The 25,357-nt window shown below is 63.6% G+C and carries 27 protein-coding genes and 1 tRNA gene; 14 read left to right on the top strand and 14 right to left on the bottom strand.

Annotation, left to right across the window (positions count from 1 at the left end):
- Positions 1 to 65 precede the first annotated feature (65 nt).
- The gene (locus K3146_RS00825) at positions 66 to 632 is read right to left on the bottom strand and encodes a peptide deformylase (RefSeq protein ID WP_221544322.1); all 567 of its coding nucleotides are present in this window, start codon (positions 630 to 632) and stop codon (positions 66 to 68) included.
- Positions 633 to 695: 63 nt separating this feature from the next.
- Positions 696 to 1,292, bottom strand: coding sequence for a recombination mediator RecR (recR, locus tag K3146_RS00820; protein ID WP_221544321.1), 597 nt, complete (start codon positions 1,290 to 1,292; stop codon positions 696 to 698).
- 118 nt (positions 1,293 to 1,410) lie between these two features.
- Between recR and fmt the strand changes: the two genes are divergently transcribed.
- The 3 genes from fmt to K3146_RS00805 all read left to right on the top strand — a co-directional run bounded on the left by fmt (position 1,411) and on the right by K3146_RS00805 (position 4,258).
- Complete coding sequence (gene fmt / locus K3146_RS00815) at positions 1,411 to 2,319, top strand: methionyl-tRNA formyltransferase (protein ID WP_221544320.1); 909 nt, start codon at positions 1,411 to 1,413, stop codon at positions 2,317 to 2,319.
- Positions 2,316 to 3,065, top strand: coding sequence for a tRNA pseudouridine(38-40) synthase TruA (gene truA, locus K3146_RS00810; RefSeq protein ID WP_221544319.1), 750 nt, complete (start codon positions 2,316 to 2,318; stop codon positions 3,063 to 3,065). Before fmt ends, truA begins: the two co-directional genes overlap by 4 nt.
- An 83-nt stretch (positions 3,066 to 3,148) precedes the next feature.
- On the top strand, positions 3,149 to 4,258 hold the full coding sequence (locus K3146_RS00805; protein WP_221544318.1) for a zinc-binding dehydrogenase: 1,110 nt from the start codon (positions 3,149 to 3,151) through the stop codon (positions 4,256 to 4,258).
- A 2-nt stretch (positions 4,259 to 4,260) separates the two neighbouring features.
- Here K3146_RS00805 and K3146_RS00800 read toward each other — a convergent pair whose 3' ends face one another.
- Entirely contained in the window at positions 4,261 to 5,235 is a 975-nt protein-coding gene (locus K3146_RS00800; protein ID WP_221544317.1) for an asparaginase, read from the bottom strand.
- A 71-nt stretch (positions 5,236 to 5,306) separates the two neighbouring features.
- Here K3146_RS00800 and K3146_RS00795 point away from each other — a divergent pair.
- Positions 5,307 to 5,382: transfer RNA gene (locus K3146_RS00795), tRNA-Val, on the top strand.
- 15 nt (positions 5,383 to 5,397) lie between these two features.
- On the opposite strand, the gene K3146_RS00790 is transcribed toward K3146_RS00795, so the two are convergent.
- Genes K3146_RS00790 through K3146_RS00770 form a run of 5 tightly spaced genes read right to left on the bottom strand, consistent with a single transcriptional unit; the run spans position 5,398 to position 8,550 of the window.
- Positions 5,398 to 6,174: a sulfite exporter TauE/SafE family protein gene (locus tag K3146_RS00790; RefSeq protein WP_247710972.1), complete on the bottom strand. Its 777-nt coding sequence runs from the start codon at positions 6,172 to 6,174 to the stop codon at positions 5,398 to 5,400.
- Position 6,175: 1 nt separating this feature from the next.
- Positions 6,176 to 6,589 (bottom strand): DUF6691 family protein, encoded by a 414-nt coding sequence (locus K3146_RS00785; protein WP_221544316.1) that lies wholly within the window; start codon positions 6,587 to 6,589, stop codon positions 6,176 to 6,178.
- On the bottom strand, positions 6,589 to 7,029 hold the full coding sequence (locus tag K3146_RS00780) for a YeeE/YedE family protein (RefSeq protein WP_221544315.1): 441 nt from the start codon (positions 7,027 to 7,029) through the stop codon (positions 6,589 to 6,591). Before K3146_RS00780 ends, K3146_RS00785 begins: the two co-directional genes overlap by 1 nt.
- Positions 7,026 to 7,952 (bottom strand): MBL fold metallo-hydrolase, encoded by a 927-nt coding sequence (locus K3146_RS00775; protein WP_221544314.1) that lies wholly within the window; start codon positions 7,950 to 7,952, stop codon positions 7,026 to 7,028. Before K3146_RS00775 ends, K3146_RS00780 begins: the two co-directional genes overlap by 4 nt.
- Before the next feature lie 31 nt (positions 7,953 to 7,983).
- Complete coding sequence (locus K3146_RS00770) at positions 7,984 to 8,550, bottom strand: TlpA family protein disulfide reductase (RefSeq protein WP_345723444.1); 567 nt, start codon at positions 8,548 to 8,550, stop codon at positions 7,984 to 7,986.
- A gap of 16 nt (positions 8,551 to 8,566) precedes the next feature.
- Here K3146_RS00770 and argH point away from each other — a divergent pair, with 16 nt between their 5' ends.
- The 4 genes from argH to K3146_RS00750 all read left to right on the top strand — a co-directional run bounded on the left by argH (position 8,567) and on the right by K3146_RS00750 (position 12,274).
- Complete coding sequence (argH, locus tag K3146_RS00765) at positions 8,567 to 9,943, top strand: argininosuccinate lyase (RefSeq protein ID WP_221544312.1); 1,377 nt, start codon at positions 8,567 to 8,569, stop codon at positions 9,941 to 9,943.
- Positions 9,943 to 10,179 (top strand): LPS translocon maturation chaperone LptM, encoded by a 237-nt coding sequence (gene lptM / locus K3146_RS00760; protein ID WP_221544311.1) that lies wholly within the window; start codon positions 9,943 to 9,945, stop codon positions 10,177 to 10,179. Before argH ends, lptM begins: the two co-directional genes overlap by 1 nt.
- A gap of 62 nt (positions 10,180 to 10,241) precedes the next feature.
- The gene (gene lysA / locus K3146_RS00755; protein ID WP_221544310.1) at positions 10,242 to 11,504 is read left to right on the top strand and encodes a diaminopimelate decarboxylase; all 1,263 of its coding nucleotides are present in this window, start codon (positions 10,242 to 10,244) and stop codon (positions 11,502 to 11,504) included.
- Positions 11,504 to 12,274: a precorrin-2 dehydrogenase/sirohydrochlorin ferrochelatase family protein gene (locus K3146_RS00750; RefSeq protein WP_221544309.1), complete on the top strand. Its 771-nt coding sequence runs from the start codon at positions 11,504 to 11,506 to the stop codon at positions 12,272 to 12,274. Before lysA ends, K3146_RS00750 begins: the two co-directional genes overlap by 1 nt.
- On the opposite strand, the gene K3146_RS00745 is transcribed toward K3146_RS00750, so the two are convergent.
- The gene (locus K3146_RS00745; protein WP_221544308.1) at positions 12,271 to 13,248 is read right to left on the bottom strand and encodes a MarR family winged helix-turn-helix transcriptional regulator; all 978 of its coding nucleotides are present in this window, start codon (positions 13,246 to 13,248) and stop codon (positions 12,271 to 12,273) included. The two genes, K3146_RS00750 and K3146_RS00745, sit on opposite strands and share 4 nt — an antisense overlap.
- Before the next feature lie 405 nt (positions 13,249 to 13,653).
- Between K3146_RS00745 and K3146_RS00740 the strand changes: the two genes are divergently transcribed.
- From K3146_RS00740 to K3146_RS00715, 6 genes are all read left to right on the top strand, one after another.
- A complete protein-coding gene (locus K3146_RS00740; protein WP_221544307.1) occupies positions 13,654 to 16,656 on the top strand; it encodes a M10 family metallopeptidase C-terminal domain-containing protein in 3,003 nt (1,000 codons plus the stop codon).
- Between the two features lie 69 nt (positions 16,657 to 16,725).
- Complete coding sequence (gene obgE / locus K3146_RS00735) at positions 16,726 to 17,781, top strand: GTPase ObgE (RefSeq protein WP_221544306.1); 1,056 nt, start codon at positions 16,726 to 16,728, stop codon at positions 17,779 to 17,781.
- A 4-nt stretch (positions 17,782 to 17,785) separates the two neighbouring features.
- Positions 17,786 to 18,907 (top strand): glutamate 5-kinase, encoded by a 1,122-nt coding sequence (gene proB / locus K3146_RS00730; RefSeq protein WP_221544305.1) that lies wholly within the window; start codon positions 17,786 to 17,788, stop codon positions 18,905 to 18,907.
- A complete protein-coding gene (locus tag K3146_RS00725) occupies positions 18,904 to 19,809 on the top strand; it encodes an NAD-dependent epimerase/dehydratase family protein (protein WP_221544304.1) in 906 nt (301 codons plus the stop codon). Before proB ends, K3146_RS00725 begins: the two co-directional genes overlap by 4 nt.
- 42 nt (positions 19,810 to 19,851) lie before the next feature.
- Positions 19,852 to 20,943 (top strand): 2OG-Fe(II) oxygenase, encoded by a 1,092-nt coding sequence (locus K3146_RS00720; protein WP_221544303.1) that lies wholly within the window; start codon positions 19,852 to 19,854, stop codon positions 20,941 to 20,943.
- A 108-nt stretch (positions 20,944 to 21,051) separates the two neighbouring features.
- Positions 21,052 to 21,447 carry a hypothetical protein gene (locus K3146_RS00715; RefSeq protein WP_221544302.1) on the top strand — a complete coding sequence of 132 codons (396 nt, stop codon included), beginning with the start codon at positions 21,052 to 21,054 and terminating at the stop codon, positions 21,445 to 21,447.
- 1 nt (position 21,448) lies between these two features.
- Here K3146_RS00715 and K3146_RS00710 read toward each other — a convergent pair whose 3' ends face one another.
- From K3146_RS00710 to cobA, 5 genes are read right to left on the bottom strand one after another with little or no spacing between them, the layout of a single operon-like run.
- On the bottom strand, positions 21,449 to 22,204 hold the full coding sequence (locus K3146_RS00710; protein ID WP_221544301.1) for a phosphoadenylyl-sulfate reductase: 756 nt from the start codon (positions 22,202 to 22,204) through the stop codon (positions 21,449 to 21,451).
- A complete protein-coding gene (locus K3146_RS00705) occupies positions 22,201 to 22,647 on the bottom strand; it encodes a DUF934 domain-containing protein (RefSeq protein WP_221544300.1) in 447 nt (148 codons plus the stop codon). The genes K3146_RS00710 and K3146_RS00705 overlap by 4 nt, the downstream gene beginning before the upstream one ends.
- The gene (locus K3146_RS00700; protein WP_221544299.1) at positions 22,640 to 24,271 is read right to left on the bottom strand and encodes a nitrite/sulfite reductase; all 1,632 of its coding nucleotides are present in this window, start codon (positions 24,269 to 24,271) and stop codon (positions 22,640 to 22,642) included. The genes K3146_RS00705 and K3146_RS00700 overlap by 8 nt, the downstream gene beginning before the upstream one ends.
- Positions 24,271 to 24,567: a DUF2849 domain-containing protein gene (locus tag K3146_RS00695; RefSeq protein WP_221544298.1), complete on the bottom strand. Its 297-nt coding sequence runs from the start codon at positions 24,565 to 24,567 to the stop codon at positions 24,271 to 24,273. Before K3146_RS00695 ends, K3146_RS00700 begins: the two co-directional genes overlap by 1 nt.
- Positions 24,564 to 25,319, bottom strand: coding sequence for a uroporphyrinogen-III C-methyltransferase (cobA, locus tag K3146_RS00690; RefSeq protein WP_221544297.1), 756 nt, complete (start codon positions 25,317 to 25,319; stop codon positions 24,564 to 24,566). The genes K3146_RS00695 and cobA overlap by 4 nt, the downstream gene beginning before the upstream one ends.
- Between the last annotated feature and the right edge of the window lie 38 nt (positions 25,320 to 25,357).

The following is a 25,357-nucleotide window of genomic DNA, read 5'->3' as shown; positions in this document are numbered from 1 at the left end:
CCACATTAGGCGGAACGGAGAGGGAACGCTAGAGCGCTTTCACCAATTTCAACCGTTTCGGAGGCTTACGCCGCCTCGCGCAGTTTCTTCAGCTTCTTCAGCGCCATGTTGCGCTTCAGGCGCGAAAGGTGGTCGATGAAGAGGATGCCTTCGAGGTGGTCCATCTCGTGCTGCAGGCAGGTCGCCATCAGCCCGTCGAGGTCTTCCTCGTGCGTTTCGCCCTCGAGGTCCTGGTATCGCACGCGGCAGGTGGCCGGACGGTCGACATCAGCGAAGATGTCGGGGACCGAGAGGCAGCCTTCCTGGTAGGTCGCCAGTTCTTCCGCCGGATCGAGGATTTCGGGATTTACGAAGACCCGCGGTTCCTTCTTCGTCGGATAATGGACGTGCTCGTGGCCGCCGTGGTTGCAGACCTCGCCCTCGGCATCCTCGTCCTCGGGCTGGAGGTCGATCACCAGCACGCGCTTGGGCACGCCGACCTGGATCGCGGCTAGGCCGATGCCGGGCGCGTCATACATGGTTTCGAACATGTCTGAGACGAGTTCACGCAGTTTATCGTCGAACTCGGTAACCGGTTCGGACACGACCTTGAGCCGGGGGTCCGGCACTTCGAGAATTTCACGGATAGCCATGGAGGGTCAGATAGGCGCGGAATGCGGCCAGTTCAATCCACTTAGGGCGGTCAGTCTGATCGATTAGCTCAGCGGTCTGCGCGCCCGCAGGGCCTGCGCCAGAGTGCCTTCGTCGAGGTAATCGAGCTCGCCACCAACGGGCAGGCCATGGGCCAGCTGTGTGATGCGCACGGGGAAGTCTTCCAGCCGCTCTGCCAGGTAATGCGCGGTTGTCTGGCCTTCGAGCGTGGCGTTCATGGCGAGGACGACTTCATCCACCCCGCCCTCCTCCACCCGCGAAAGGAGGTTAGCAATATTCAGATCCTCGGGCCGCACGCCGTCGAGCGCGGAGAGCTTGCCTCCGAGCACATGGTACTTGCCGGTGAACAGCTTCGCGCGGTCCAGCGCCCAGAGATCGGCCACGTCCTCCACTACGCACAACCCCTTGCCGTCGCGACGTGGGTCGGCGCAGATGCCGCAGGGGTTGGTCGTGTCGACATTGCCGCAGGTCTCGCACTCGACCAGTGCCTCGCCCACCGTGGCCAGCGCTTCCAGCAGCGCGGGGAGAGCGCTCTCGCGGCGCTTCACCAGCCACAGGACGGCACGCCGCGCGCTGCGCGGGCCGAGGCCGGGGAGGCGTGCAAGAGCCGATGCGAGAGTTTCGATTTCCTGTGAGGCCATCGCGCTTTGCTAGAAATCCGTTCGGGCTGAGCTTGTCGAAGCCCCGTACTTCCTTATAGCGCCGCACCAGAAGAAAAGTGCGGCCCTTCGACAAGCTCAGGGCGAACGGAGGTGATAGGTGCGAATTGTGTTCATGGGAACGCCCGATTTCGCGGTCCCCACACTTCAGGCGCTGGTCGATGCCGCGCATGAAGTGGTGTGCGTTTACACCCAGCCGCCCCGTCCCGGCGGGCGTCGCGGCAAGGAATTGACCAGGACGCCCGTGCACCAGCTGGCCGCGAGGCTCGGCATCGAAGTGCGCCACCCGACTTCGCTCAAATCTGCCGAGGAACAGGAGAGGTTCGCTGCGCTCGATGCCGATATCGGTGTGGTCGCCGCCTACGGACTGATCCTGCCGCAGGCGATCCTTGATGCACCGAAGCGCGGCTGCCTCAACGTCCATGCCTCGCTCCTGCCAGACTGGCGCGGCGCGGCACCGATCCATCGCTCGATCATGGCGGGAGACGAGGTGACCGGCGTCACCATCATGCAGATGGAAGCAGGGCTCGACACCGGCCCCATGCTCGCCACCGTGCGCACGCCGGTCGAGGACAAGACCACCGGCGAACTGACCGAGGAATTGGCCGAGCTGGGCGCGCAATTGATGGTCGGCACGCTGATCGATCTCGACGCGCTTCACCCGGTCGAGCAGGACCACGAGGCGGCCACCTACGCGAAGAAAATCGACAAGGCCGAGGCGCGGATCAGCTGGTCACGCCCCGCCGAAGAAGTGGTGCGGCAGATCCACGGTCTCTCGCCCTTCCCCGGCGCATGGTTCGAGATGGACGGTGTGCGTGTGAAACTGCTGCGCGCCGAACTGGCCGAGGGCTCGGGCGAACCCGGCACGGTACTGGACGACGACCTCGCCATCGCATGCGGAGAGGGCGCCATTCGTCCCGTCCGCCTCCAGCGCGCCGGCAAGCCCGCAATGGACCGAGGCGAGTTTCTGCGCGGGAACACGGTCGAGAAGGGCGCGCGTTTTTCGTGACCCGCTTCGCGCTCACCATAGAATTCGACGGCACACCGTTCTTCGGCCTGCAGCGGCAGGACAACGGACCGAGCGTGCAGCAATCGCTCGAGGAGGCCGCGTTTCGCGTTGCGGGCGAGGAAGTGCGCCTTCACAGCGCGGGCAGGACCGACACTGGCGTCCATGCCCTCGCCATGCGCAGCCATATGGATATCGAGAAGGACATCGCGTCCTTCCGCCTCATGGAGGCGCTGAATGCGCAACTCCGCCCCGATCCGATCGCAGTCACGCATTGCAAGGTCGTGCCCGACGGCTGGCATGCGCGCTTCTCCTGCACCGGGAGAAGCTATGTCTACCGCATCGCCAACCGCCGCGCGCCGCTGACGCTCGACCGCAATCGTCTCTGGCAGGTTCCCCAGGAACTCGACCACGAGGCCATGGACCGAGCAGCCAAGGCGCTGGTCGGCTTGCACGACTTCACCACTTTCCGTTCAGTCCAGTGCCAGGCGCAGAGCCCAGAGAAGACGCTCGACCGGCTCGATGTCGAGCGTGAAGGCGACGAGGTCCGCATCCACGCCGCCGCGCGCAGCTTCCTCCACCACCAGGTCCGCTCGATGGTCGGCTGTCTCGCGCTGGTGGGCATGGGCCGTTGGCGGGAGGAACAGGTGGCCGAGGCGCTCGAAGCAAGGGACCGGCAGGCGCTCGGCCTCAACGCCCCGCCGCACGGGCTCTATTTCGTCGCCGCCACCTATCCCGAAGAGGCCTGACGTAACGGCACCCTAGCCAATTCCCATTTCGAGGCGTAGCGAGGCCCACAAACAGGTTTCGAACCGCAACGAAAGGGAACAGGATGACCACCGGCAAGCAGCTTTTCACCACGCTTACCAGCGACGGCACGCTCACTCTCAGCGTCGAGGACGTCACCTTTCCCGAGCCGACCGGCAACCAGGTGCTGGTCAAGATGGAGGCGGCGCCGATCAACCCTTCGGACCTCGCGATCCTAACCAGCGCGGCCGATTTCGAAAACGCGGAATACTCGCCGGGCAAGGTCGTGGCGAAGATGCCCGAACCCTTCAATTCGGGCCAGAAATCGCGCCACGGGCAGAAATTGCCTGCCGGTAACGAAGGCGCGGGAACCGTCATCGCCACGGGTGATAGCGACATGGCCAAGGCCCTGATGGGCCAGCGCGTCGCCTGCGTGCCGGGCAATGCCTTCAGCCAGTATGCCGTTGCCGATGCCGCCATGTGCCTGCCTCTGGGCGATCACAGCAGCGAGGCGGGCGCATCGAGCTTCGTCAACCCGATGACCGCGCTCGGCTTTGTCGAGAATGCCAAGATGGACGGCCAGAAGGCGATCCTCCACACGGTCGGCGCCTCGAACCTTGGCCAGATGCTCAACCGCATCTGCCTCGAAGACGGCATGGATCTGGTCAATATCGTACGCAAAGACGATCAGGCCGAGCTGCTGAAGTCGCAGGGTGCGAAGCACGTCGTGAATTCATCCGATGACGACTTCATGGACCAGCTGCGCAGCGCCATCGACGAGACCGACGCCTTCTACGGCTTCGATCCCATCGGCGGCGGCCAGATGGTCGACAGCTGCTTTAAGGCGATGGAGCAAGTCGCGGTGTCGAAGATGACCGAATATTCGCGCTATGGCTCGAACCAGGCAAAGCGCATGTTCATCTACGGTCGCCTCGACTTCGGACCGACGATCCTTACCCCCGCCTATGGCTTCGGCTGGACGCTATCCGGCTGGCTGCTGACCCCGTTCCTGCAGACTGCCGGAATGGAGACGGTAATGCGGATGCGCACCCGCGTGTTGCAGAACCTCACCACCACATTCGCGAGCAGCTACAAGACCAAGGTCGACCTGGAAGGCATGCTGACCAAGGATGCGATCCTCGATTATCGCCAGATGAAGACGGGCGAGAAATATCTCGTCACGCCGCACGGCTGAGCCTAACGGCCGTCGAAGGCCTTCTGAATGGCGGCGGGGTCCGTGATCCCGCCCGCCAGAAGCAACTGCAACAGGATGCGCGATTTCTGCGGATTGAGCGCACGCGCGGCGACAAAACCGTTATCCGTATCTTCAGGCTCACGGTCGACCAGTCCCTCGTCTGCCCTGCTTGCGCGCACCACAGGAATGCCTCGCTTCGCCTGCGCGACCAGCGCCGCCCTCGCGCTTTCGGACATGTTGCCCTCGCCCACGCCCGCTACCACGATGCCGCGCGTCTTCTCGCCGACCTGCCGTTCGACGCCCGCCGCATCGAAACCGGCATAGGCATAGACGATCACGACCTCTGGGAGCTTGTCGCACCAGTCGAAGCTTGCGCTGCCGCCTGATCGCCACGGCGCGCCGAACCATTCGAGGCTGGCTGGCGTGACGAGGCCGATCGATTCACGCGGGAAGCCGCGAAAGGCCTCTGTCCCGCGGGTGCGCACCTTGCGCACATCGCGCGCGGCGAAGACACGGTCGCCCATCACCACCAGCACGCCGCGACCTGCCGCTTCGGCATCGCTCGCGACCCGCACGGCATTGGCGAAATTCCTGAGGCCGTCGTAGCCCACTGCATCGGCAGGACGCATCGCACCAACTATGACCACGGGCTTCTCCGCTGGAAGCGTGAGGTCGAGCAGGAAGGCCGTTTCCTCCAGCGTGTCGGTGCCATGCGTGATGACAACGCCCCCACATTCGGGATCGGCGATGGCTTCCATGATGGCGGGATGGAGCGCGTTCCAGACCTCATGACCGATGTCCGCCGAATCGATATTGGCGATCTGCTTGCCCGAAAGCTCAGCCTCCAATCCGAGGCCGCCCACTTTCTCGAGATAGTCCTCGATCCCGATCTCGCCCGCGCGATAATCCTTGGCGATTGCCGAGCCGGCTATCCCTGCGATGGTGCCACCCGTGGCGAGGACTGTGAGCTTCGTCATGGGCGGGAGCGATAGCGGCAATTGATTTTCGCGTCACGCACGCTATGTGGCGCTTCACCCGACGTTGGTTGGGGCGATTAGCTCAGTTGGTAGAGCATCTCGTTTACACCGAGAGGGTCGGCGGTTCGAGCCCGTCATCGCCCACCAGTTTTCCGGGTTTCTCTACATCGCCAGCCAGCTTTGCCACAGCATGTAGGCGGCGGTTACGAAGATCACGCCGGCAAAGATCTTGGTCAGCGCCCCGGTGCTCGAGAGCTTTCTCGCCAGCTGCGTGCCGACAAGGCTGCCGAGCACGCCGCCTGCAACGAATACGCCTGCCAGCAGCCAGTCGACATAGCCGGACAAGGCGTAATTCGCGGCAGTCGTGATCCCAAAAGCGGACACGGCGACGAGGCTCGTGCCCACGGCATTGATCATCGGCATTCGCGTTGCAGCGATCAGCCCGGGCAAGATCAGGAAGCCACCGCCGATTCCGAAGAAGCCCGAGACCGCGCCTGCTACCAGTCCGAAGATGCCAAGCTTGGGTGCATTCTTGCGATCCAGGACAACGTGCGCATTGCTCCGCCTTCCGGATTTGCGCAGCATGAGGGCGCCGACCACGATCATCAGGAGCGCAAACAAGAAGAGCAGCTTCTGCCCATCGAAGCTCTTGCCCAGCGTCGAGCCTCCCAGCGCGCCGAGCATGCCCGCCGCCGCGAAAACGAGGCCGCATTTCCATTTCACCGTCTGTGCCCGGGCGTGATTGACGAGGCCCGCAAAGGCATTGGCAGCAACCGCCAACGCGCTCGTGCCGATGGCGACATGCGGGCTCGAAACGCCGACGACGTATACCATCAGCGGAACAGCGAGGATGGAACCGCCACCACCGATCAGGCCGAGCACGAAGCCGACGAGGCCGCCCGAAAGCGCGCCGGATATCCAGTAGGTAACGTCGATCAAATCAGTTCCGGCCCAGGGTGACGCGGAACAGCGCCATGCCTGCCAGCATTGCGGCCACAAACACAATTGCAGGCACGAAGCTGGTGGCGAGGGAAGCGATGGCAGGTCCCGGACACAGGCCGGCAATTCCCCAGCCGATCCCGAACATCGCGGAGCCGGCAATCAGGCGCGTATCAATGAGTCTGGTCCCGGGAAGGTCGAAAGTGCTGCCATCGAGCGAGCGTTCCATGCGTCGCTGGATTAGCCAGGCCAACGCCATCACCAGCAGCGCACCACCCATGACGAATGCAAGCGTCGGGTCCCAGGCACCGAAGATGTCGAGGAAACCGCGCACACGTAGCGGGTCCATCATGCCGGAGATGGCAAGACCGGCGCCGAACAGCAGGCCGGACAGGATCGGGTAGAATTTGCCCATCACATCCACTCCAGCCCGAGCGCGCGCATGGCGAGCACTGTCGCCATGCCTGCCGCCATGAAGCTCACCGTCGCGGTGATCGATCGCTTCGAAAGCCGCGACATGCCGCACACGCCATGTCCCGAAGTGCAGCCGCTGCCGAGCCGGGTCCCGAATCCGACCACCAGTCCACCGGCCACCAGATAGCCCCAGTGATCGGGGAAGGTTTGCGCAACACCGCCACCGAAGAGACTGACCAATGCAGCGCCCCCGACCAGCGAGACAGTGAAGAGAAGCGCAGACAGGTCGAAACTGCCTGCCAGCGTGGACCGGGCGAACAGGCCCGAGATGCCTGCAATCCGCCCGCTCCCTATCAGAAATACGGCAGCCGCCAGTCCGATAAGAGCACCGCCGATCAGACCCTGCAGCGGCATGGCATCGGGAAAATACTCTGCAATCATAGGGTGTTCACCGGGATTTTGATGTAAGATACGCCATTGTCCTCAGGCTCCGGCAAGCGGCCACCGCGGATGTTCACCTGCACCGACGGCATGATGAGCTGCGGCATGGCGAGCTGTGCGTCGCGCGTCTCTCGCATGGCAACGAATTCGTCTTCGCTTGTCCCGTCCTTCACATGGACATTGTGATCGCGCTGCAGGCCGACGGTCGTCTCCCACGCATAATCCTCTCGCCCGGGGGCCTTGTAATCATGGCACAGGAACAGGCGCGTATCGCGCGGCAGGGTGAGGAGGCGGCGGATCGACCGGAACAGGGCCCGCGCATCGCCGCCGGGAAAATCGGCTCGTGCCGTCCCGAAGTCTGGCATGAACATCGTGTCGCCTATGAAAGCGGCGTCGCCGACGATGAAAGCCATGTCGGCGGGCGTATGTCCCGGCACATGGAGAGCCATGCCTTTGAGCGAACCGATCTCGAACCGCTCACCGTCCTCGAAGAGCCGGTCGAATTGCGAGCCGTCCCGCTCGAATTCCGATCCGGCGTTGAAAATCTTCCCGAAGACTTCCTGCACCCGAATGATGCCGCTGCCGATGGCGAGCTTCCCGCCCACCTTGTCCTGCAGGTAGGGGGCGGCAGAAAGATGGTCGGCATGGGCATGCGTTTCGATATGCCAGTCGACCGCCAGATCGTTCTCGCGAACATAATCGAGAATGAGGTTCGCCGATCGTTCGTCGGTCCGGCCCGATGCGGCATCATAGTCGAGGACGGAATCGACAATTGCAGCACGGCTCGTCGCCGGGTCGCTGACAACGTAGCTTACGGTATTGGTCGCCTCGTCGAAGAAGGCAGCGATGGTCGGCCTCAGGGTCTTGTCGGCCTGTGCAGCTTCGACAAGATCCGTGGCCTGTTCGATATGCGCATCAGTCATGGTCCCTATATCGGCCCGGGCAGGCAATGCTTCAAGCAGGCCCGCTCTCGAGCGCCTCGTCAATTGCCGCGCGCGCCTCTTCGCTCGACCAGTCGTAATCTCCCGTGACGCGCCAGATTTCCTGCCCTCGCGCATCATAGAGGACCGTGGTCGGCAATACCCCGCCGCCGAGGGCGAAACCCAGCTCAGCCTCGGACTCGATCCATGTGGGCAGGTTCTCGTAGTTCCCTTGAGCGAAGAACTCCGCAACTCGATCCGTATCCCCCATGTCCTGACTGACAGTGACCACCCGCAGGCGCCCAGCATAATCCGTTGCAAGCTCGTCAAGCATAGGCATTTCCTTGACGCAGGGAGCACACCAGGTGGCCCAGAGATTGAGCAGCACCGGCTCCCCCTGGAGCGCGCCGAGATTGAGTTCGCGTCCCTCGAGATTGCGGACATTGGTGGCGGGAAGGAGTTCGCCCGCCATGGACCGATCGATCTGGCCGCTTGGCGTAGCTGAAGCACCGCTTTCTTGCGCCTCATCGGGCGCGCTCCTATCGCAGGCAGCGACAGCAAGGCCGAGGACACAGATCAGCGTGAGCGACAAGCGGGACACATCGGGCTCCAACAGTATGTGGGGCGGCAGGTTCGCCGAAGGACCTAGCGCGATCATGCGCGAAATCAACGCCTCTATCCCGTTCGACAAGGCGCTGTGGCGGCAAGACATCGCGGGCAGCCGCGCCCATGTCGCGATGCTGGCAAAGCAGGGCATCGTCAGCGAGGCCGACGCGCAGGCGATCGACGAGGGCCTGCAAAAGATCGCTGCAGAATACGAACGCGACGGTGTGCCCGAGGACTGGGACCTCGAGGACATCCACATGACCGTGGAATCGCGCCTCACCGAGATTGTCGGCCCGGCCGCCGGTCGTCTCCACACCGCGCGTAGCCGCAACGACCAAGTGGCGACCGATTTTCGCATGTGGGTGCGCGAGGCCATCGCGCGCGCCGAGCATGGCCTTGGCCTGCTGATGCAAGCACTGGTGACGCGGGCGGAAGAACATGCCGAAAGCGTCATGCCTGGTTTCACACACTTGCAGACTGCACAGCCGGTCACATTGGGCCATCATCTGCTCGCCTATTTCGAAATGTTCGAACGCGATCGTGACCGCTTCGCAGCGGCAAGCCGCAGGCTGAACGAGTGCCCGCTCGGCAGTGCTGCGCTTGCCGGGACTGGCTTCGATATCGATCGCGACATGACAGCCGAAGCGCTCGGCTTCGAAAGGCCGACACGTAACAGCCTCGATGCCGTGTCCGATCGCGACTTCGCGCTCGACTACCTTCAGGCGGCCAGCACTTGCGCAATCCACCTTTCGCGGCTTGCCGAGGAAATGATCCTCTGGGCCAGCCAGCCTTTCGGCTTCATCAAGCTGCCCGACGCGCTGTCGACCGGCAGCTCGATCATGCCGCAGAAGAAGAACCCGGATGCGGCCGAACTGGTCCGTGGGCATGCGGGCCGCATCATCGGCTGTATGACAGCCCTGTCTGTCAGCATGAAGGGCCTTCCACTCGCCTATTCCAAGGACATGCAGGACGACAAACCCCCGGTGTTCGAAGCCGCGGGACTGCTCGACCTGTGCCTTGCCGCGATGGAGGGAATGGTCGCGCAAAGCGCATTCGATACTACACGCATGCGCAAGGCGGCCGAGGCTGGGCACGCGACCGCCACCGACCTTGCCGACTGGCTCGTCCGGCAGGCCGACATCCCCTTCCGCGAGGCGCACCACATCACCGGGGCGGCCGTGAAGCTGGCCGATGAGAAGGGCGTCGCGCTCGATGGACTGACGCTGGAGCAGTTGCGGTCCATCGACAGCCGGATCGACGAGCGCGTGTTCGATGTGCTTTCGGTGGAGGCTTCGGTTGCCGCCCGCACGTCCTATGGCGGGACCGCGCCGATCCGTGTTAGGGAACAGGTTCGCGAAGCCCGCAACCGGCTGGGCATGGAGGATTGATGCGCATTCCCGCTCTCTTGCTTGTCTGCACCGCGCTAGCCGCTTGCGGGCAAAAGGCGGACCTTGAACCGCTGGCCGGACAAGAACTGCCACCCCGCCCCTACGGCGCCGAGGTGCAGCCGGACGCGCGGGAATTGCTGGCGCTCGATTCGCAGGCGGCGCCCGATCGCTCGGTCGAGCTGCGTACCCGAAGCGAAGAGCGCGAAGACGATCCCTTCGACCTGCCACCCGAGTGAGTTGCAGCGGGCAAAGGACTGCTTGTTAGACACGCGGCGCCCGATTGGGCAGAGGCACGGACATGGATCACTTCCAGCTTCGTGACGGCATCCTCCATGCCGAAGATGTCCCTCTCCCGGCGATTGCCGAAGAATACGGCACGCCCGTCTATGTCTATTCGCGTGCCACGCTGGTGCGCCACGCCCGCGTGTTCCGCAATGCGCTCTCGGGACTGAAAGACCCGCATATCGCCTTTGCGGTGAAGGCCAATCCCAACCTTGCGGTGCTGCGCGTGCTGGCGAACGAGGGCTATGGCGCCGATGTCGTCTCGGGAGGCGAACTCACCCGCGCGCTCGCTGCCGGGATGAAACCGGAGGATATCGTCTTCTCCGGTGTCGGGAAAACGCACGCCGAGCTTCAGCAGGGGCTCGAATCCGGCATCGGGCAATTCAATATCGAGAGCGAGGAAGAAGGCTACGAACTCGCCGCCATCGCCCGACGCTTCGGCAAGCGTGCGGCATGCGCATTGCGGGTCAATCCGGATGTCGATGCGCGCACGCATGAGAAGATTTCCACCGGCAAGCGGGAGAACAAGTTCGGCGTGCCGTTCGACCGGGCGCAGGAAATCTACGCCGCGCTGGCCGAGGAGGACGGGGTCGATATGCGCGGCATCGCGGTCCATATCGGCAGCCAACTGGCCGATCTCACACCGCTGGAAGCGGCTTTCGAGAAGGTCGGATCGCTGATCGACAGCCTGCGCGCGTCGGGCTGCCAGGTCACCCATGCCGATCTCGGTGGTGGCCTTGGTGTGCCCTACAAGGCAGGCGAGCAGCTGCCCGCACCCGCAGAATATGGTGAGATGGTGGCGCGGGTCACCCGGGATTGGGACGTGCAGCTGATGTTCGAACCGGGCCGCGTCATCGCAGGCAATGCGGGCGTGCTGTTGACCCGTGTCATTCGCGTCAAACGGGGGATCGAGCGGCCTTTCGTTGTCGTCGATGCCGCGATGAACGACCTCGCTCGGCCCGCGATGTACGGAGCATGGCATGATTTCGACGCGGTCGAGCCAACCGGTGAAAAGGCCATCTCCCATATCGTCGGGCCGATATGCGAGACCGGAGATACCTTCGCCATGGACCGCGAATGCGACGTGCTGGTGGCGGGCGATCTCGCCATTTTCCGCACGGCAGGGGCCTACGGTGCGACCATGGCGTCGAGCTACAACTCGCGCGGCTTCGTGGCCGAAGTGCTGGTCGACGGCGACAAGCATGCGGTGGTGGCAGACAGGATCGCGGCCGGTGCGATCATGGATGCCGAACGCGTGCCCGACTGGCTTGAAGGCTGATGCACTCGCTACCGCTCTTCCACCGCATCGCGCAGACCCGCGTGGTCGTGGTCGGGGATGGCGCGATGGCCGACGCGAAGAAGCGGCTCATCGAGCGCGCGGGAGGCATTCCCTGCGCCGAGACAGAAATCCACCATGCCCGGCTTGGCTTCGTGGCGCTGGAAGACGAACGCGCCGCTGAACAGGCTGCGCTGCGCCTCAAACGCGCCGGCCTGCTGGTCAATGTGGCCGACAGGCCCGACCTGTGCGACTTCACCCTGCCCAGCGTCCTGGACCGCGATCCCGTACTGGTGGCAGTCAGCACGGGTGGCGCATCGGCGGGCCTCGCCAAGCATTTGCGGCTGCGGCTCGAGGCGCTGATTCCGCAATCGCTGGGCGAGCTTGCCCGCAAGCTGGCAGGCCTTCGCGAACGCATGCGTGAGAAATTCCCGGAAATGGACCAGCGGCGGCGCGCGATCGACGAGGCGCTAGGACAAGGCGGCCCCCTCGACGTGCTGGACGCGGGATCGAGCGACAAGGTGGAAAGCTGGCTCGATGGGGATGCCGGACAGGTATCGGATCAGACCGTGGAGATCGTCCTGCGCAGCGACGAGCCCGATGATCTTACGCTCGGGCAGGCGCGGCTTCTCGGCATGGCCGACACCGTGCTGCACGATCCGGAGGTGTCCGAAGCGATACTCGTGAGGGCGCGAGCGGACGCCGCGCGTGCCGAACTCCCCGAAGGGAAGCCGGGTGAAGGCCTGACCCTGATCCTGAGAAACGCGGACTAGGCCGGGATCGCAGCGCTCTGCTCGACCACGCCAATGGCCTGGAAATAACGGGCCATCAGGTCGGCCGTAGCATCGGCCAGCGCAATATGTGCCCGGCGCCGATCGTGCGGATCGGGAATGCGTACGAGAAGGTTTGCCTCGACCATTTGCGAAATCCAGCGCAGCGCCGTGGTCGCCGGAACTGCCGCAGCTATGCAGAGGGAGGTTACGCACACCTGCCGCCTCTCTGCCCGTGACGCCGCAAGATCGAGCAATATGTCCCACGCGGGATCGGAGAACAGCTGGGCATCGAAAAACTCCGCACGCGTCTGGCGCTGGCGGATCATGTCCCGGATCGCAGCCCCTGATGGCAAGCGCGGTGCAGCTTCGCCGCGTTTGACCACATACCCTTCGTCGCTGCCGCGCCATTGCTGCGTCGGTGCTTCGAGGCGGAAAGCCCCTCCTCCTTCGCGCTGGCCGGGTGAGAGGCCTTCCAGCCGTTGCGCGATCTCGCCCACCTGTTCGGTAAGGCGCAGAAGCATCAGCCGGTCCTCTTCGGCGAGCTCGCGCAGGCGAAGGTTAGGTACATGCGCCAGCACCTGCCCCATCGCGATCACACGGTCGGCCCTGCGCGCATCGACCAGGATCTGCGCACCCGACATCGCAAAGCAACCGAAGACGGTGTCGAGAGCCGCCATGGAGGTCGACACGACCATCTGCGCACCGGACTTACCCGCGCGCATGTCCAGCCGGGAAAGGATCGCGGTAGTCGCCGCATCCGTCACTATGCAATCGACCAGCACGAGATCGCCCAGCGCCTCGCTAGATCCGCTCGCAAACTCTTCGAGGCTACAGCATTCGAGAACCCGGAAACCTGCGGCCAAGGCATCGTCCTGCATCTCGTCACGCTCCGCGGCACGATCGCCAAGGATGGTGACAGCCAGCTGGCATCCCGCCCCATCATAGACCGGTTGGTAGGTAAAATCGGAATGCATCGACTCATCCTCTTCATACTTGAGTGCGAACATGTGGAGAACAAATAGGGGTTGTGTCAAGAATTCCAGCCTAGAACCGCCGGGACTGAGCGTTACGCAAAGGTGAAAGGCGCGTGTGCTCGTGCGATTCGGTCCCCTCACCCGGGCACCGCCTCGGGCCTCGATCCTCATATCCGCAGCGAAGGCAAGGTCACGTTAACCATAGTTCGACGTAAATCCGTGAAAAAAGGGGCATTTTTCGCCCAAAACGGGCATTTCCGTAGCACCTCGTTAAGAATTTGGCGGCATTACGGATGGTGACGAGGACCATTGGTTTCGCGCGCCATAGGTGATTCTACCTGGAATGCGCGATCCGACCGGTCAGGAGATCACCGCCGGCAACGGCAATGAAGGACGGATTGCGCAATGGCATTGGCTAAGCAGCAGAAGGTATTCGACCCGGGCACTCTGGTGTCCGGCGATGCGTCGGGCGGCGGCAATGGTAACGGCAACGGCGGCGGCAATGGTAACGGCGGCGGGAACGGCGGCGGCAATGGCAATGCTGGCGGCAACGGCAATGGCGCGATCAACGGCAATGGCGGTACGAATGGCAATGGCGGCACCAACGGCAATGCTGGTGGTGGCGGCAATGGCGGTGGCAACGGAAACGGTAACGGCGGCGGCACGACCGGCGGCGGGAACGGCAATGGCGGCGGCAACCGCCCTGTCGACATTGCCGGCGACACCACGACCACTGCGACGCTGATCGCTGGCGACACGCTCGCCAGCGAAATCACGAGCGCGCTCGACAGCGATTGGATCCGCGTCGACCTGACTGCCGGGACGACCTACCAGTTCGACACTGCTCCCGGCGCAACAGGCGCGATCACCGATACCGTCCTGGCACTCTATGATGCCAACGGCACGCTGATCACCGGCAATGACGATGCCAGCGGGACACTGTTCTCCTCCTTGCTCTACACCCCCGACACAGACGGCGTTTTCTACATCGCCGTGCAGGGCTTTGAAGGTGTCACCGGAACCTACGAAGTCAGCTTCGACACGGTCGACATGGGCGACACAATCCCCGCTTCCGTCGATACGGCGGCAACCATTGCCGCAGGCGATACGATTGCCGAGATGCTCGACTTCACCGGCGATCACGACTGGTATCAGGTCGACGTACAGGCAGGCCAGGCGATTGCCGTATGGACCGATGCCGGCACCGACGGAACTGCGCTGGACACCGTCATCACGGTCTACGACCAGGACGGCAATGTCGTCATGACCAATGACGATTTCGGCGACGGCTTCTTCAGCTACGTGGAATTCGCGGCTCCGGTCAGCGGCACCTACTACATCGACGTGGGTGGCTTCGACGAGTCGCAGGCGGGCGCCTATACGCTCAGCGCTGCGCTGACCTACGCACCCGAATCCGCCAGCGCCGACGACATGGCGAACTATATCGCCTCGACATGGCACGCCGAGATGGGCGGCACTGTCGCCGTATGGGCGCTCGACGCGACCAACTCGCTCACCGTTGACTTGTCCGGCCTGGACGCCGCGACCGCCGACCTCGTGCGCAATTCGCTACAGGCATGGACCGATGTTTCGGGCATTGCCTTCGTCGAGCAGGCCGGCGGCGCAATCAGCTTTGCAACCGGCGGATCGACGGGCACGGCTCTTTCCGTCACCAATGGCGCGATCGATGGCGCAGTCATCACTCTTGGCAGCGATGTTACTGGCGTCGGCGCCGCGCGCGCCTGCCAGCTCATCATGCACGAGATCGGCCACGCACTCGGTCTCGGTAATGCTGGTCGTTATGCCAATGGCGAAACGCCCGTGTTCGACGCGAATGACGTCGTCTTCCTCAACGACAGCAATGCCTACACAGTGATGTCTGGCTTCGACAATTCGTCGAACCTCTACCTCGCCGGTCTCGGCTTCTTGCAATTCGATGCGGTGACGCCGCTTCTCGCCGATATCGCTGCGATCCAGGCTCTTTATGGCCTCAGCACATCGACGCGGCTCGGCAACGACACCTATGGCTTCAACGCGACGGCGGGCGATCTCTACGATGCCAATGTCATGAGCGGCGTAGGCTATACCATCGTCGACAACGACGGGATCGACACGCTCGACTATTCGGGTCATGGTCAGGACCAGCTCATCACGCTGGTCGAGAACACTTTCATGAATATCGGCGGCCTGATCGGCAACGTTTCGATCGCTGCCGGGACCGTGATCGAGAACGTGGTGGCCGGATCTGGCAGTGACGCGATCACCGGCAACGACGTTGCCAACTCGATCCTCGGATTGGATGGCAATGACACGATCGACGGTGCTGCGGGCAATGACCTGATCGAAGGCGGCGCCGGTAATGATACCATCAATGCCGGACATGGCTGGGACACGATCATCGGGGGCGACGGCGACGATATTGTCGACGGCGGCAACGGCACGGACCTGCTCAGCTATGCTTCCGCTACAGCCGGTGTGGTCGTGGACATGTCGATCACCACTGCGCAGGACACGGTCGGCGCAGGCATCGACACGCTTTCCAACCTTGAAAACCTGATCGGGTCGGCTTTCGCCGATACGCTGACCGGCGACATCTACGTCAACCTGATCTACGGCGGCCTCGGAGACGACCTGATCGACGGTGGCGGTGGCGGCGGTTCGGACTTGCTGTTCGGCCAGGACGGCAACGATATCATGATTGGCGGCCCGGGCTGGGACCAGCTCAACGGGGGTGCGGGCGACGATATCCTGACCGGCGATAACGGTGGCGACCTGTTCAAGGCCGGCGACGGTAGCGACACCGTCTATGGCGGCGGTGGCACCGACCGCGCCTACCTGGGCAATGGCGACGATTTCGCCTGGGGTGGGACCGAAAACGACCTGCTCAACGGCCAGGCAGGCGCTGACCAGCTCTTCGGCGAAGCAGGCGACGACCAGCTGGTCGGTTCGAGCGGCGAGGACTTTCTCGACGGCGGGATCGGCAACGACCTGCTGCACGGCGGCGGTCAGAACGACGTGCTTGTCGGCGGCGATGGCAACGACGTGCTGATCGGCAGCTGGAGCATGGATACGCTTACGGGCGGCACCGGCGCCGACACATTCCTGTTCGAGACCGGACATACGGGCCGCTGGATGGGCAATGCCGACGTCATTACCGATTTCAACCAGGCAGAAGGCGATCTCATCGACCTCTCTGCCATCGATGCGATTGCAGGCGGTGCGGATGACGCGTTTACCTTCCTCGGAACGGCCGACTTCACGAGCACTGCAGGCGAGCTCCGCTCCTTCGTGTTCAACGGCAATGCGTTCGTCGAGGGCGATACTGACGGTGACGGCGTTGCCGATTTCATCATCCAGATCCAGAGCGACCAGCCTGTCGACCTGACCGCGGCAGATTTCGTCCTCTAGGACGGCCAATACGCACAGCTTACGCCAGACGCTCGCCAATCGCTGCAAAAGCGATTAGGGCGCTGGCCCATGCATTTCCTCGACCAGGCCAAGATCTATCTGAAATCCGGCGCAGGCGGCCCAGGGGCCGTCAGCTTCCGGCGCGAGAAGTATATCGAATACGGCGGACCTGACGGCGGCAACGGCGGCAAGGGCGGCGATATTGTCTTCCGAGCAGTGCAGGGTCTCAACACCCTGATCGATTTTCGTTACGCGCAGCACTTCAAGGCCCAGCGCGGCCAGCACGGCATGGGCAAGGACCGCACCGGCGCAGGTGCCCCCGACCTGATTATCGATGTGCCGGTGGGCACGCAGGTCCTGTCCGAAGACAAGGAGGAAGTTCTCGCCGACTTCACCGAAATCGGACAGGAAGTCGTCTTCCTCGAAGGCGGAATGGGCGGGCGAGGCAACGCCAGCTACAAGAGCTCCACCAACCGCGCGCCGCGCCAGCACCAGCCGGGCGAACCGGGCGAGGAAATGTGGGTCTGGCTGCGTCTGAAGCTGCTCGCCGATGTAGGCCTTCTCGGTCTGCCCAATGCGGGCAAGAGCACATTCATCAACCAGGTCACGAACGCCAAAGCCAAGGTTGGCGCCTATGCCTTTACCACGCTCGTGCCGAAGCTTGGCGTGGTGCGCCACAAGGGCCGCGAGTTCGTGTTGGCAGACATTCCCGGCCTGATCGAAGGTGCCGCTGAAGGCGCGGGCATCGGCGATCGCTTCCTCGGCCATATCGAGCGCTGCCGCGTGCTTATCCACCTCATCGACATCGCCGGGCAGGACCCGGCCGATGCCTACCGCACGGTCAATGCCGAGCTCGAGGCGTATGGCGCTGGTCTCGCTGACAAGCCGCAGCTGGTCGCGCTGAACAAGCTTGATCTCGCCGACGAGGAACTGGGCGAAGCTTTTGCAGACGAACTGCTCGCCGCGGGTGCGGAAAAGGTCTTCGCTATCAGTGGCGCGACCGGGGAAGGTATCGAGGAACTGCTCGACGGCGTGCTCAGCTATTTGCCCGACCGAACGACGACCGAAACCCAGGCCGAGGAGGTCGAGGACGAGGACGAAGCGCCCGATTGGTCGCCCATCTGACACCATGACCGTGACTAGGCTATCCGGACTGGCAGGGGCCAAGCGCCTGGTGGTGAAGGTCGGCTCGGCGCTGCTGATCGAGCAAGGCTCGCCGCGCGCTGGCTGGCTGGCCACATTGGCGGGTGAGCTGGCAGGACTGCGCAAGGGCGGAACGCAAATCATCGTCGTATCTTCGGGCGCCATCGCGCTTGGCGCCGCGAAGCTCCACCTCCCCAAGGGCGGACGCGACAGCCTTGCCGATGCGCAAGCGGCAGCCTCCGTCGGTCAGGTGGAACTGGCACGGCTTTGGTCCGAAGTGCTCGGCGCACATGACATCATCGCTGCGCAAATGCTCGTTACGCTGGACGACCTCGAGGACCGTCGCCGTTATCTCAACGCCTCTGCAACGCTCGAGCGACTAATCGAGGCGAATGCCGTGCCGGTAGTGAACGAGAATGACAGTGTCGCTACCGAGGAAATCCGGTTCGGCGACAACGACCGCCTCGCAGCGCGCGTGGCCCAGGCTGCGCAAGCCGAAGCCGTGCTCCTCCTTTCCGACGTGGATGGCCTCTACGATCGCAATCCGAAGGAAGAAGGCGCGCAGCTGGTCGACACCGTCGAGGGAGTGACCCCGCAGGTTATTGCCATGGCAACGGGCGACTCTACCTCCGGTCTTGGCTCGGGCGGTATGCTGGCAAAACTCCAGGCGGCCCGCATTGCGGAGCGGGCTGGCATAGCCCTCGCCATCATCAATGGCACTTACGAGGCTCCTATTGGGCGGGCCCTCGACGCGGGTCGGGGGACTCTGTTCCTGCCCCAGGGCGATGAGAGCGCGCGCAAGGCCTGGTTGTCGGGCCGCCTCGCACCTGCGGGCGTGCTGACCGTGGATGAGGGCTGCACGCGCGCACTTGAAAACGGGGCGAGCCTGCTCGCCGCCGGACTTACCGAAGTCGAAGGCGAATTCCGCCGCGGAGACCTCGTGGCGATCCACGGCGCGAAGGGTGAGCGGTTGGGCCAGGGCCTGGTCGAATACACTGCAGAGGAATGCCGCGCGATCCTTGGTCTGCGCGAAGAGCAGCAGGAACAGAAGCTGGGCTATGCCCCACGCGCCGCAGTCGTGCACCGCGACCATATGGTGCGCTCATGAAGATCGCCCTCACCGGGGCAACCGGCTTTGTCGGGCAAGCAGTGCTGGATGCGGCTTCGCGCCAAGGCATCGCAGTACGTGCGCTGACCCGTAAGCCCGGGGAAACACGCGGCGGTGTCGAATGGGTCGATGGCAGCCTGTCCGACACCGCCTCGCTCAAGGCGCTGTGCGAAGGGGTCGATAGCGTCGTCCATGTGGCGGGCCTGACAAACACGCCAGACGTGAGCCAGTTCGAGGAAGTCAACGTCAACGGCACGCGGCGGTTGATCCACGCGGCCAAGTCTGCCGGGATCGATCGCTTCGTCTTCACCTCCTCGCTCTCAGCGCGCGAGCCGTCGCTCTCGCTCTACGGCGCCTCGAAAGCCAACGCGGAGGCCTTCGTCGAGACGAGCGGGCTCGACTTCACCATCGTGCGCCCGCCTGCCGTCTACGGACCGCGGGACAAGGACATGTTCGACCTCTTCCGCGCCGCGAAATACGGCGTGGTCCCGGTCCCGCCCAAGGGCCATACCTCCATCATCCATGTCGACGATCTCGCCGAATGCCTGCTCGCCCTCGCCGCGCCCGGCCTTGCGACGGGTGCGACGCTCGAACCCGATGACGGCAAGCAGGGTGGTTACGAACACGGCGAACTCGCGAAGCTGATCGGGGAGGCCGTGGGCCGCAAGGTTCTCGCCCCGCACCTGCCCAAGGGCATCCTCAACCTCGCAGCACGCGGCGACCGGTTGATCCGCGGCGACGAGGCCAAGCTCACCAGCGACCGGGTCGGCTACATGACCCATCCCGACTGGGTCTGCCGCCCCGAACGCGCAGTTCCCGCCGATATCTGGACGCCCCGCATCGGCGGCCCGATCGGCCTTACGATGACGGCACGCTGGTACGAAAGCGAAGGCTGGCTGTGAACGCGATTGCCCGCGCCACATGGCCGCGATAGAATTTCCCCGATGACAATGACTGCCCCGCCCCAGCCTGGCGACTATGCACCCTGGTTCCATGCCAAGGCCCTGTCCGGGTCGGATCGCTACGCCTTTCACTCGGTCGGCGGGCGCCATGTGATGATGCTGTTCTTCGGCACGGCCAGTCAGCCCGCGGCCAAGGCGGCACTTGAGGTGATGCAGAAGCATCGCAGGCTGTTCGACGACGACAAGGCGATCTTTTTCGGCGTTACGGTCGACCCGAATGATGTGGCACAGGGCCGGATCGCGCAGGACCTGCCCGGGATCCGCCATTTCCTCGACTACGACCGCGCCGTCAGCCGCCTGTACGGTGCAGCGCATGAGGACCAGCGCTACGAGCCTTTCTGGCTGCTGCTGGACAAGGAATTGCGGATCGCAGCGCGCTATCCGGTGGCACAGGGCGAAGAGGCCATTGCAGAACTGCAGCGCCGCATAGGCCAAGAAACGGACGCGTGGGCCCCTGTCCTGACTGTGCCGGGAGTATTCGACGAGGAACTTTGCAAGCACCTGATTTCATTGTATGAAAACGATGGCGGTACGGCTTCAGGCTTCATGCGCGATGTGAACGGCAAGACCACCCACATCCTCGACGACAATTTCAAGCAGCGTCGCGACACGACGATCACCGATCCCAAGCTCATCCAGGCGCTCTCGCAGCGGATCGCACGCAGGATCGCGCCAGCCATCGAGCGCGCGTTCCACTTCAAGGCGACCCGGATCGAGAGGCATATTGTCGCCTGCTATGAGGCGGGGAAGGGTCACTTCCGCCCGCATCGCGACAACACGACCTTCGGTACGGCCCATCGCCGGTTCGCAGTGACGATCAACCTCAATGCCGAGGATTACGAGGGCGGCGACCTTCGCTTTCCCGAATTCGGCAACCGCACCTACCGCGCGCCGACCGGTGGAGCGGTGGTGTTCTCCTGCTCGCTGCTGCACGAGGCGACACCGGTCACCAAAGGCAAACGCTATGCCTTCCTGCCCTTCCTCTATGATGAGGAAGCCCGGGCGGTGCGCGACGCCAATCTCGACAAGCTGGCCGCGCCTCACGCAGAAAGCGAAGATAGTACAGCGCGTTAGGCCGGCACGATTGCCTTCTTGACCCTTTGATCTAACTTCACGACCGGGATCGTGCATCGTCAGCGGAAAGGTCCGCCAGATCGCTTTGGGTCGCGATTGGAGGAATTCATGAAGAATATTCTGACCCTAGCTTGCGCGCTGGCCCTTCTCGGCTGCTCGCAATCCGAAGACGCCGAGCCCGTTGCGGAAACGGCCGAGCCTCCCGAAGAATTTGGCGCACCCGATGGCGGTCCCGCCTACGGCACGTTCAACGTCACGCTGGCTGACGGCTCGACCATGATCGACGAGGTTCGTCCCGACGGCACCTACACGTCAACATACGCCGACGGCACGATTGAAAACGGCACCTGGGTACAGAAGGCCGACGCCTATTGCGCCACCGCCGACACCGAAGGAGCGAGCGAAATTTGCTATCCGGAGAAGATCGACGAGGGCGGAGTGTGGACAGCGACGACGCCCGAAGGCGAAATCTCCGTCATCGAACGAGTCGAAACCGAGGACTGACCTAGAGGAACGGCTCCTCGCCCGGCTTGTGGATGCCGCATTCCACCTTGTCCCAGCCGGCCCAGCGGCCTGCGCGGGGGTCTTCGCCCGGGGCGACGGCGCGAGTGCAGGGCGAGCAGCCGATCGAGGCGAAGCCGCGATCGACAAGCGGGTGCCGCGGTAGGTCGTGTTCCTCGAAATAGGCGGCAATGCGCTCCGCATCCCAGTCGATCAGCGGGTTGATCTTGAGGCGCCCCTGAGCATCGGATGTATCCAGTTCGAAGCGCGGAAGATTGGCACGCGTCGACGACTGGAACGCTTTGCGGCCAGTGAAGCTGGCATCGTAACGAGCGAGGGCGCGCTCGAGCGGACGGACCTTGCGCAAGTCGCAGCAGCCGTCCGGATCGTAGGACCAGCGCAGGCCGGTTTCGTCGCGCTTCTGCAACTCGTCGAGATCGGGATAGAGATTGACGAGATTGAGTCCCAGCCGTTCTGCCACCTGGTCCCGATAGGCCAGCGTTTCAGGGAAATGCTTCCCGGTCTCGAGGAACAACACCGGGACCGAGGGATCGATCTGCGAAACTAGGTGCAGCAGCGCCGCGCTTTCGGCCCCGAAGCTTGAGACGATCGCGACATCGCCCGCCAGATTGCCCTCGAGGACGGCAGCCAGCCATTCCTCGGTATCGCTGCCACGGAACATGCGGTTAAGCCGGATGGCATCATGCTCCGTAAAGCGCGGCCCCGTATCGAGGCGGTCGATGGCGCGCGTCTCGTTCACGCGTGCCTCTTGCTCCAGATCGGCGTGCGGGCGTCGGCAGCGGACTGGTAGACCTCCGGCCAGCGAGACAGAGCCGTTTCCAGGTCGCTTTCGCTGAGCGGCGCATCGGGATCGAAGGCATCGAAACCGCAACGCCGCATATAGGCGACCTGGTCGACGAGCACGTCGCCCACTGCGCGCAGTTCTCCTTTGTAGCCAGCTTCGCGGAGGAGGCGTGCCGAAGAATAGCCGCGCCCGTCGCCGAAGGCGGGGAAGTTGACTTCGACGAGAGCGAGGCGTTCGAGGTGCGGGATCAACTCACGCGCATCGTCGCCCGGTTCGACGCGAACCGCGCTCGCGGACGACTGGTCGAGGAAACTGTCGACTGTTACTGCGGCATGATCGACCGGATCATCCTCGCGGTAGCGGATAAGCGTGTCGTTTTCGGAAGACAGGTCAGCCATAAAGGGCCTCCTTGAAGGGGGTCATGCCAATACGGCGATAGGTGTCGAGGAAGCGTTCGCCATCCTGGCGTTCGCGCAGATAGACATCGGCTGCGGTTTCGACCGCATCGACGATGCCGGCCTCGTCGAAACCGGGGCCAGTGATCTTGGCGAGGGAGACGTCCTCCGCCTCGCTGCCACCGAGCAGGAGCTGGTAATTCTCCACGCCCTTCTTATCGACGCCAAGGATGCCGATGTGGCCGGCATGGTGATGGCCGCAAGCGTTGATGCAACCCGAGATCTTTAGCTTGAGCTGGCCGAGTTCGGCGGTCTTGCCGTTCGCGGCGAAACGCTCGGAAATCTTCTGTGCCACCGGGATCGAGCGGGCATTGGCAAGGCTGCAATAGTCGAGACCCGGGCAGGCGATGATGTCTTCCACCGTGTCGAGGTTCGGACTACCCAGCCCTGCCCCGTCGAGCGCAGTCCAGAGCGCATGCAGATCCGCCTTGCGGACATGCGGCAGGACGATGTTCTGCGTGTGCATCACGCGGCACTCGTCGAAGCTGAACTGCTTGGCGAGATCGGCCATCAGCCGCATCTGCTCGGAAGTAGCATCGCCGGGGATACCGCCGACCGGCTTCAGGCTGATGACCGCCGAAACATAGCCTGGGGCCTTGTGCGCAACCGTGTTGCGATCAACCCAGAGGGCGAAGTCGGGATCGGAGCGGTCGATCTCCTCGCTTGCCCCCGCCTCGAAGGCCGGGTCCTGGAAGAAGGTGCGGATGCGTTCGAGTTCGGCGAAGGGCGGTTCGATGCCTTCATCGAGCATGCGCGCGAATTCTTCGTCGACTGCCTTGGTGTATTCCTCGGAGCCCATTTCGTGGACGAGGATCTTGATTCGCGCCTTGTACTTGTTGTCGCGCCGCCCGTAGCGATTGTAGACGCGGAGGCAGGCCTCCGCATAGGTCACCAGCCGGTCGAGCGGGACGAAATCCTTGATGCAGGGCGCGATCATCGGGGTGCGCCCCATGCCGCCGCCGACATAGAATGCCGCGCCCAGTTCGCCATCCTGCTCGACGATCTGGATGCCGATATCATGGAGGCGCATGGCCGCGCGGTCGGTGTCGCTCGCGATTACGGCGATCTTGAACTTGCGCGGCAAGTAGCTGAATTCCGGATGGAAACTCGACCACTGGCGCAGCAGCTCGGCATAGGGACGCGGGTCGACGAGTTCGTCCTTCGCAGCGCCCGCGAAATGGTCCGAACTGATATTGCGGATGCAATTGCCGCTGGTCTGGATGGCGTGCATCTCGACCTTGGCGAGATCGGCGAGGATGTCCGCGGCCTCTTCCAGCTTGATCCAATTGTACTGGATGTTCTGGCGCGTCGTGAAGTGACCGTATCCGCGGTCATACTTGTCCGCGATATCGGCCAGCGCATGCATCTGGCGGCTATTCAGCGTGCCATAGGGAATGGCGACGCGCAGCATGTAGGCGTGCAGCTGCAGGTAGAGGCCGTTCATCAGCCGCAGCGGCTTGAACTGGTCCTCGGTCAGCTTGCCATCGAGACGGCGTTTCGCCTGGTCGCGGAACTCGGCGACGCGCGCATCGACCATCTGCTGGTCGTATTGGTCATAGAGATACATCAGATCACCCAGTTGCCGATATCGGGATCGGCCGGTTTGAGAGTGAGGTCGGGCCGCACGGTCGGCCCCAGCGCGCGCACGCGGTCCTTGATATGCGCGGGTCGCGGGGCGCCTTCGTGAAGTTCGGCATCAATGGCGTAGGGTGCGTTCACCCGGCGCGCAGCCTCCTCGCGGCGTGCGATCTCTTCCTCGCTGCCGGCAACGTCGATGGCGTCTTCGACATGGAGCGACCAGCCTTCGCCGGTCCACCAAGTAACGAAACCGGTCTTGAGGTCGTTTCCGGTGAGGATCCTCATGCGACCACCTCTGCGGCAAGGTCGACCAAAGCATCTTCGCGCGCGGTCACTTCGCCGATCACGATCAGCGCCGGGCTCACGACGTCATGTTGTTCAACGAGTTCGGGCAGAGCAGCCAGCGAACCGCGCAACACGCGCATCTGGGCGCGCGCGCCGTTTTCGATCACTGCCACCGGCATGGAAGGAGCAAGACCGTCTTCCATCAGCTTCTCTGCGATCTGCGGTGCCGTCTTGACGCCCATGTAGATCACCAGCGTCCGGCCCGGACCCGCAAGGCCTGCCCAATCCTGGTCCTTCAGCCCCTTGCACTGACCGGCAACGAAGCTGACGATCGAGGAGGCATCGCGATGGGTCAGGGCGATCTGGGCGGCCGCCGCCGCGCCATTGGCAGCGCTGATGCCCGGCACGATTTCGACCCGCACACCAGCAGCGCGCGCCGCTTCGGCCTCTTCGCCGCCGCGTCCGAAGATGAAGGGATCGCCGCCTTTCAGCCGCACGACATCCTGCCCCATGCGCGCATAAGCGATAAGCAGGCGATTGATTTCTTCCTGCGGCAGTGTGTGCTTGGAGCGCTGCTTTGCGACCGATATCAGTTCCGCATGCGGATGGGCGAGATCGAGGATTGCCGGATCGACCAGCCCGTCATGCACGATGACCTGGGCGGCCTCGATCAGCTTCAGGGCGCGCAGGGTGAGGAGGTCGGGATCGCCCGGCCCCGCGCCGACGAGGGAAATGGTTCCAGTCTTTGCCATGGACGCAAAGATGCGCGCGCCCGGGCTGTTTCACCAAT

This window comes from Qipengyuania vesicularis (assembly GCF_019711415.1).
Classification (GTDB): Bacteria; Pseudomonadota; Alphaproteobacteria; order Sphingomonadales; family Sphingomonadaceae; genus Qipengyuania; species Qipengyuania vesicularis.
This window is presented reverse-complemented; position numbering and strand designations above follow the sequence as displayed.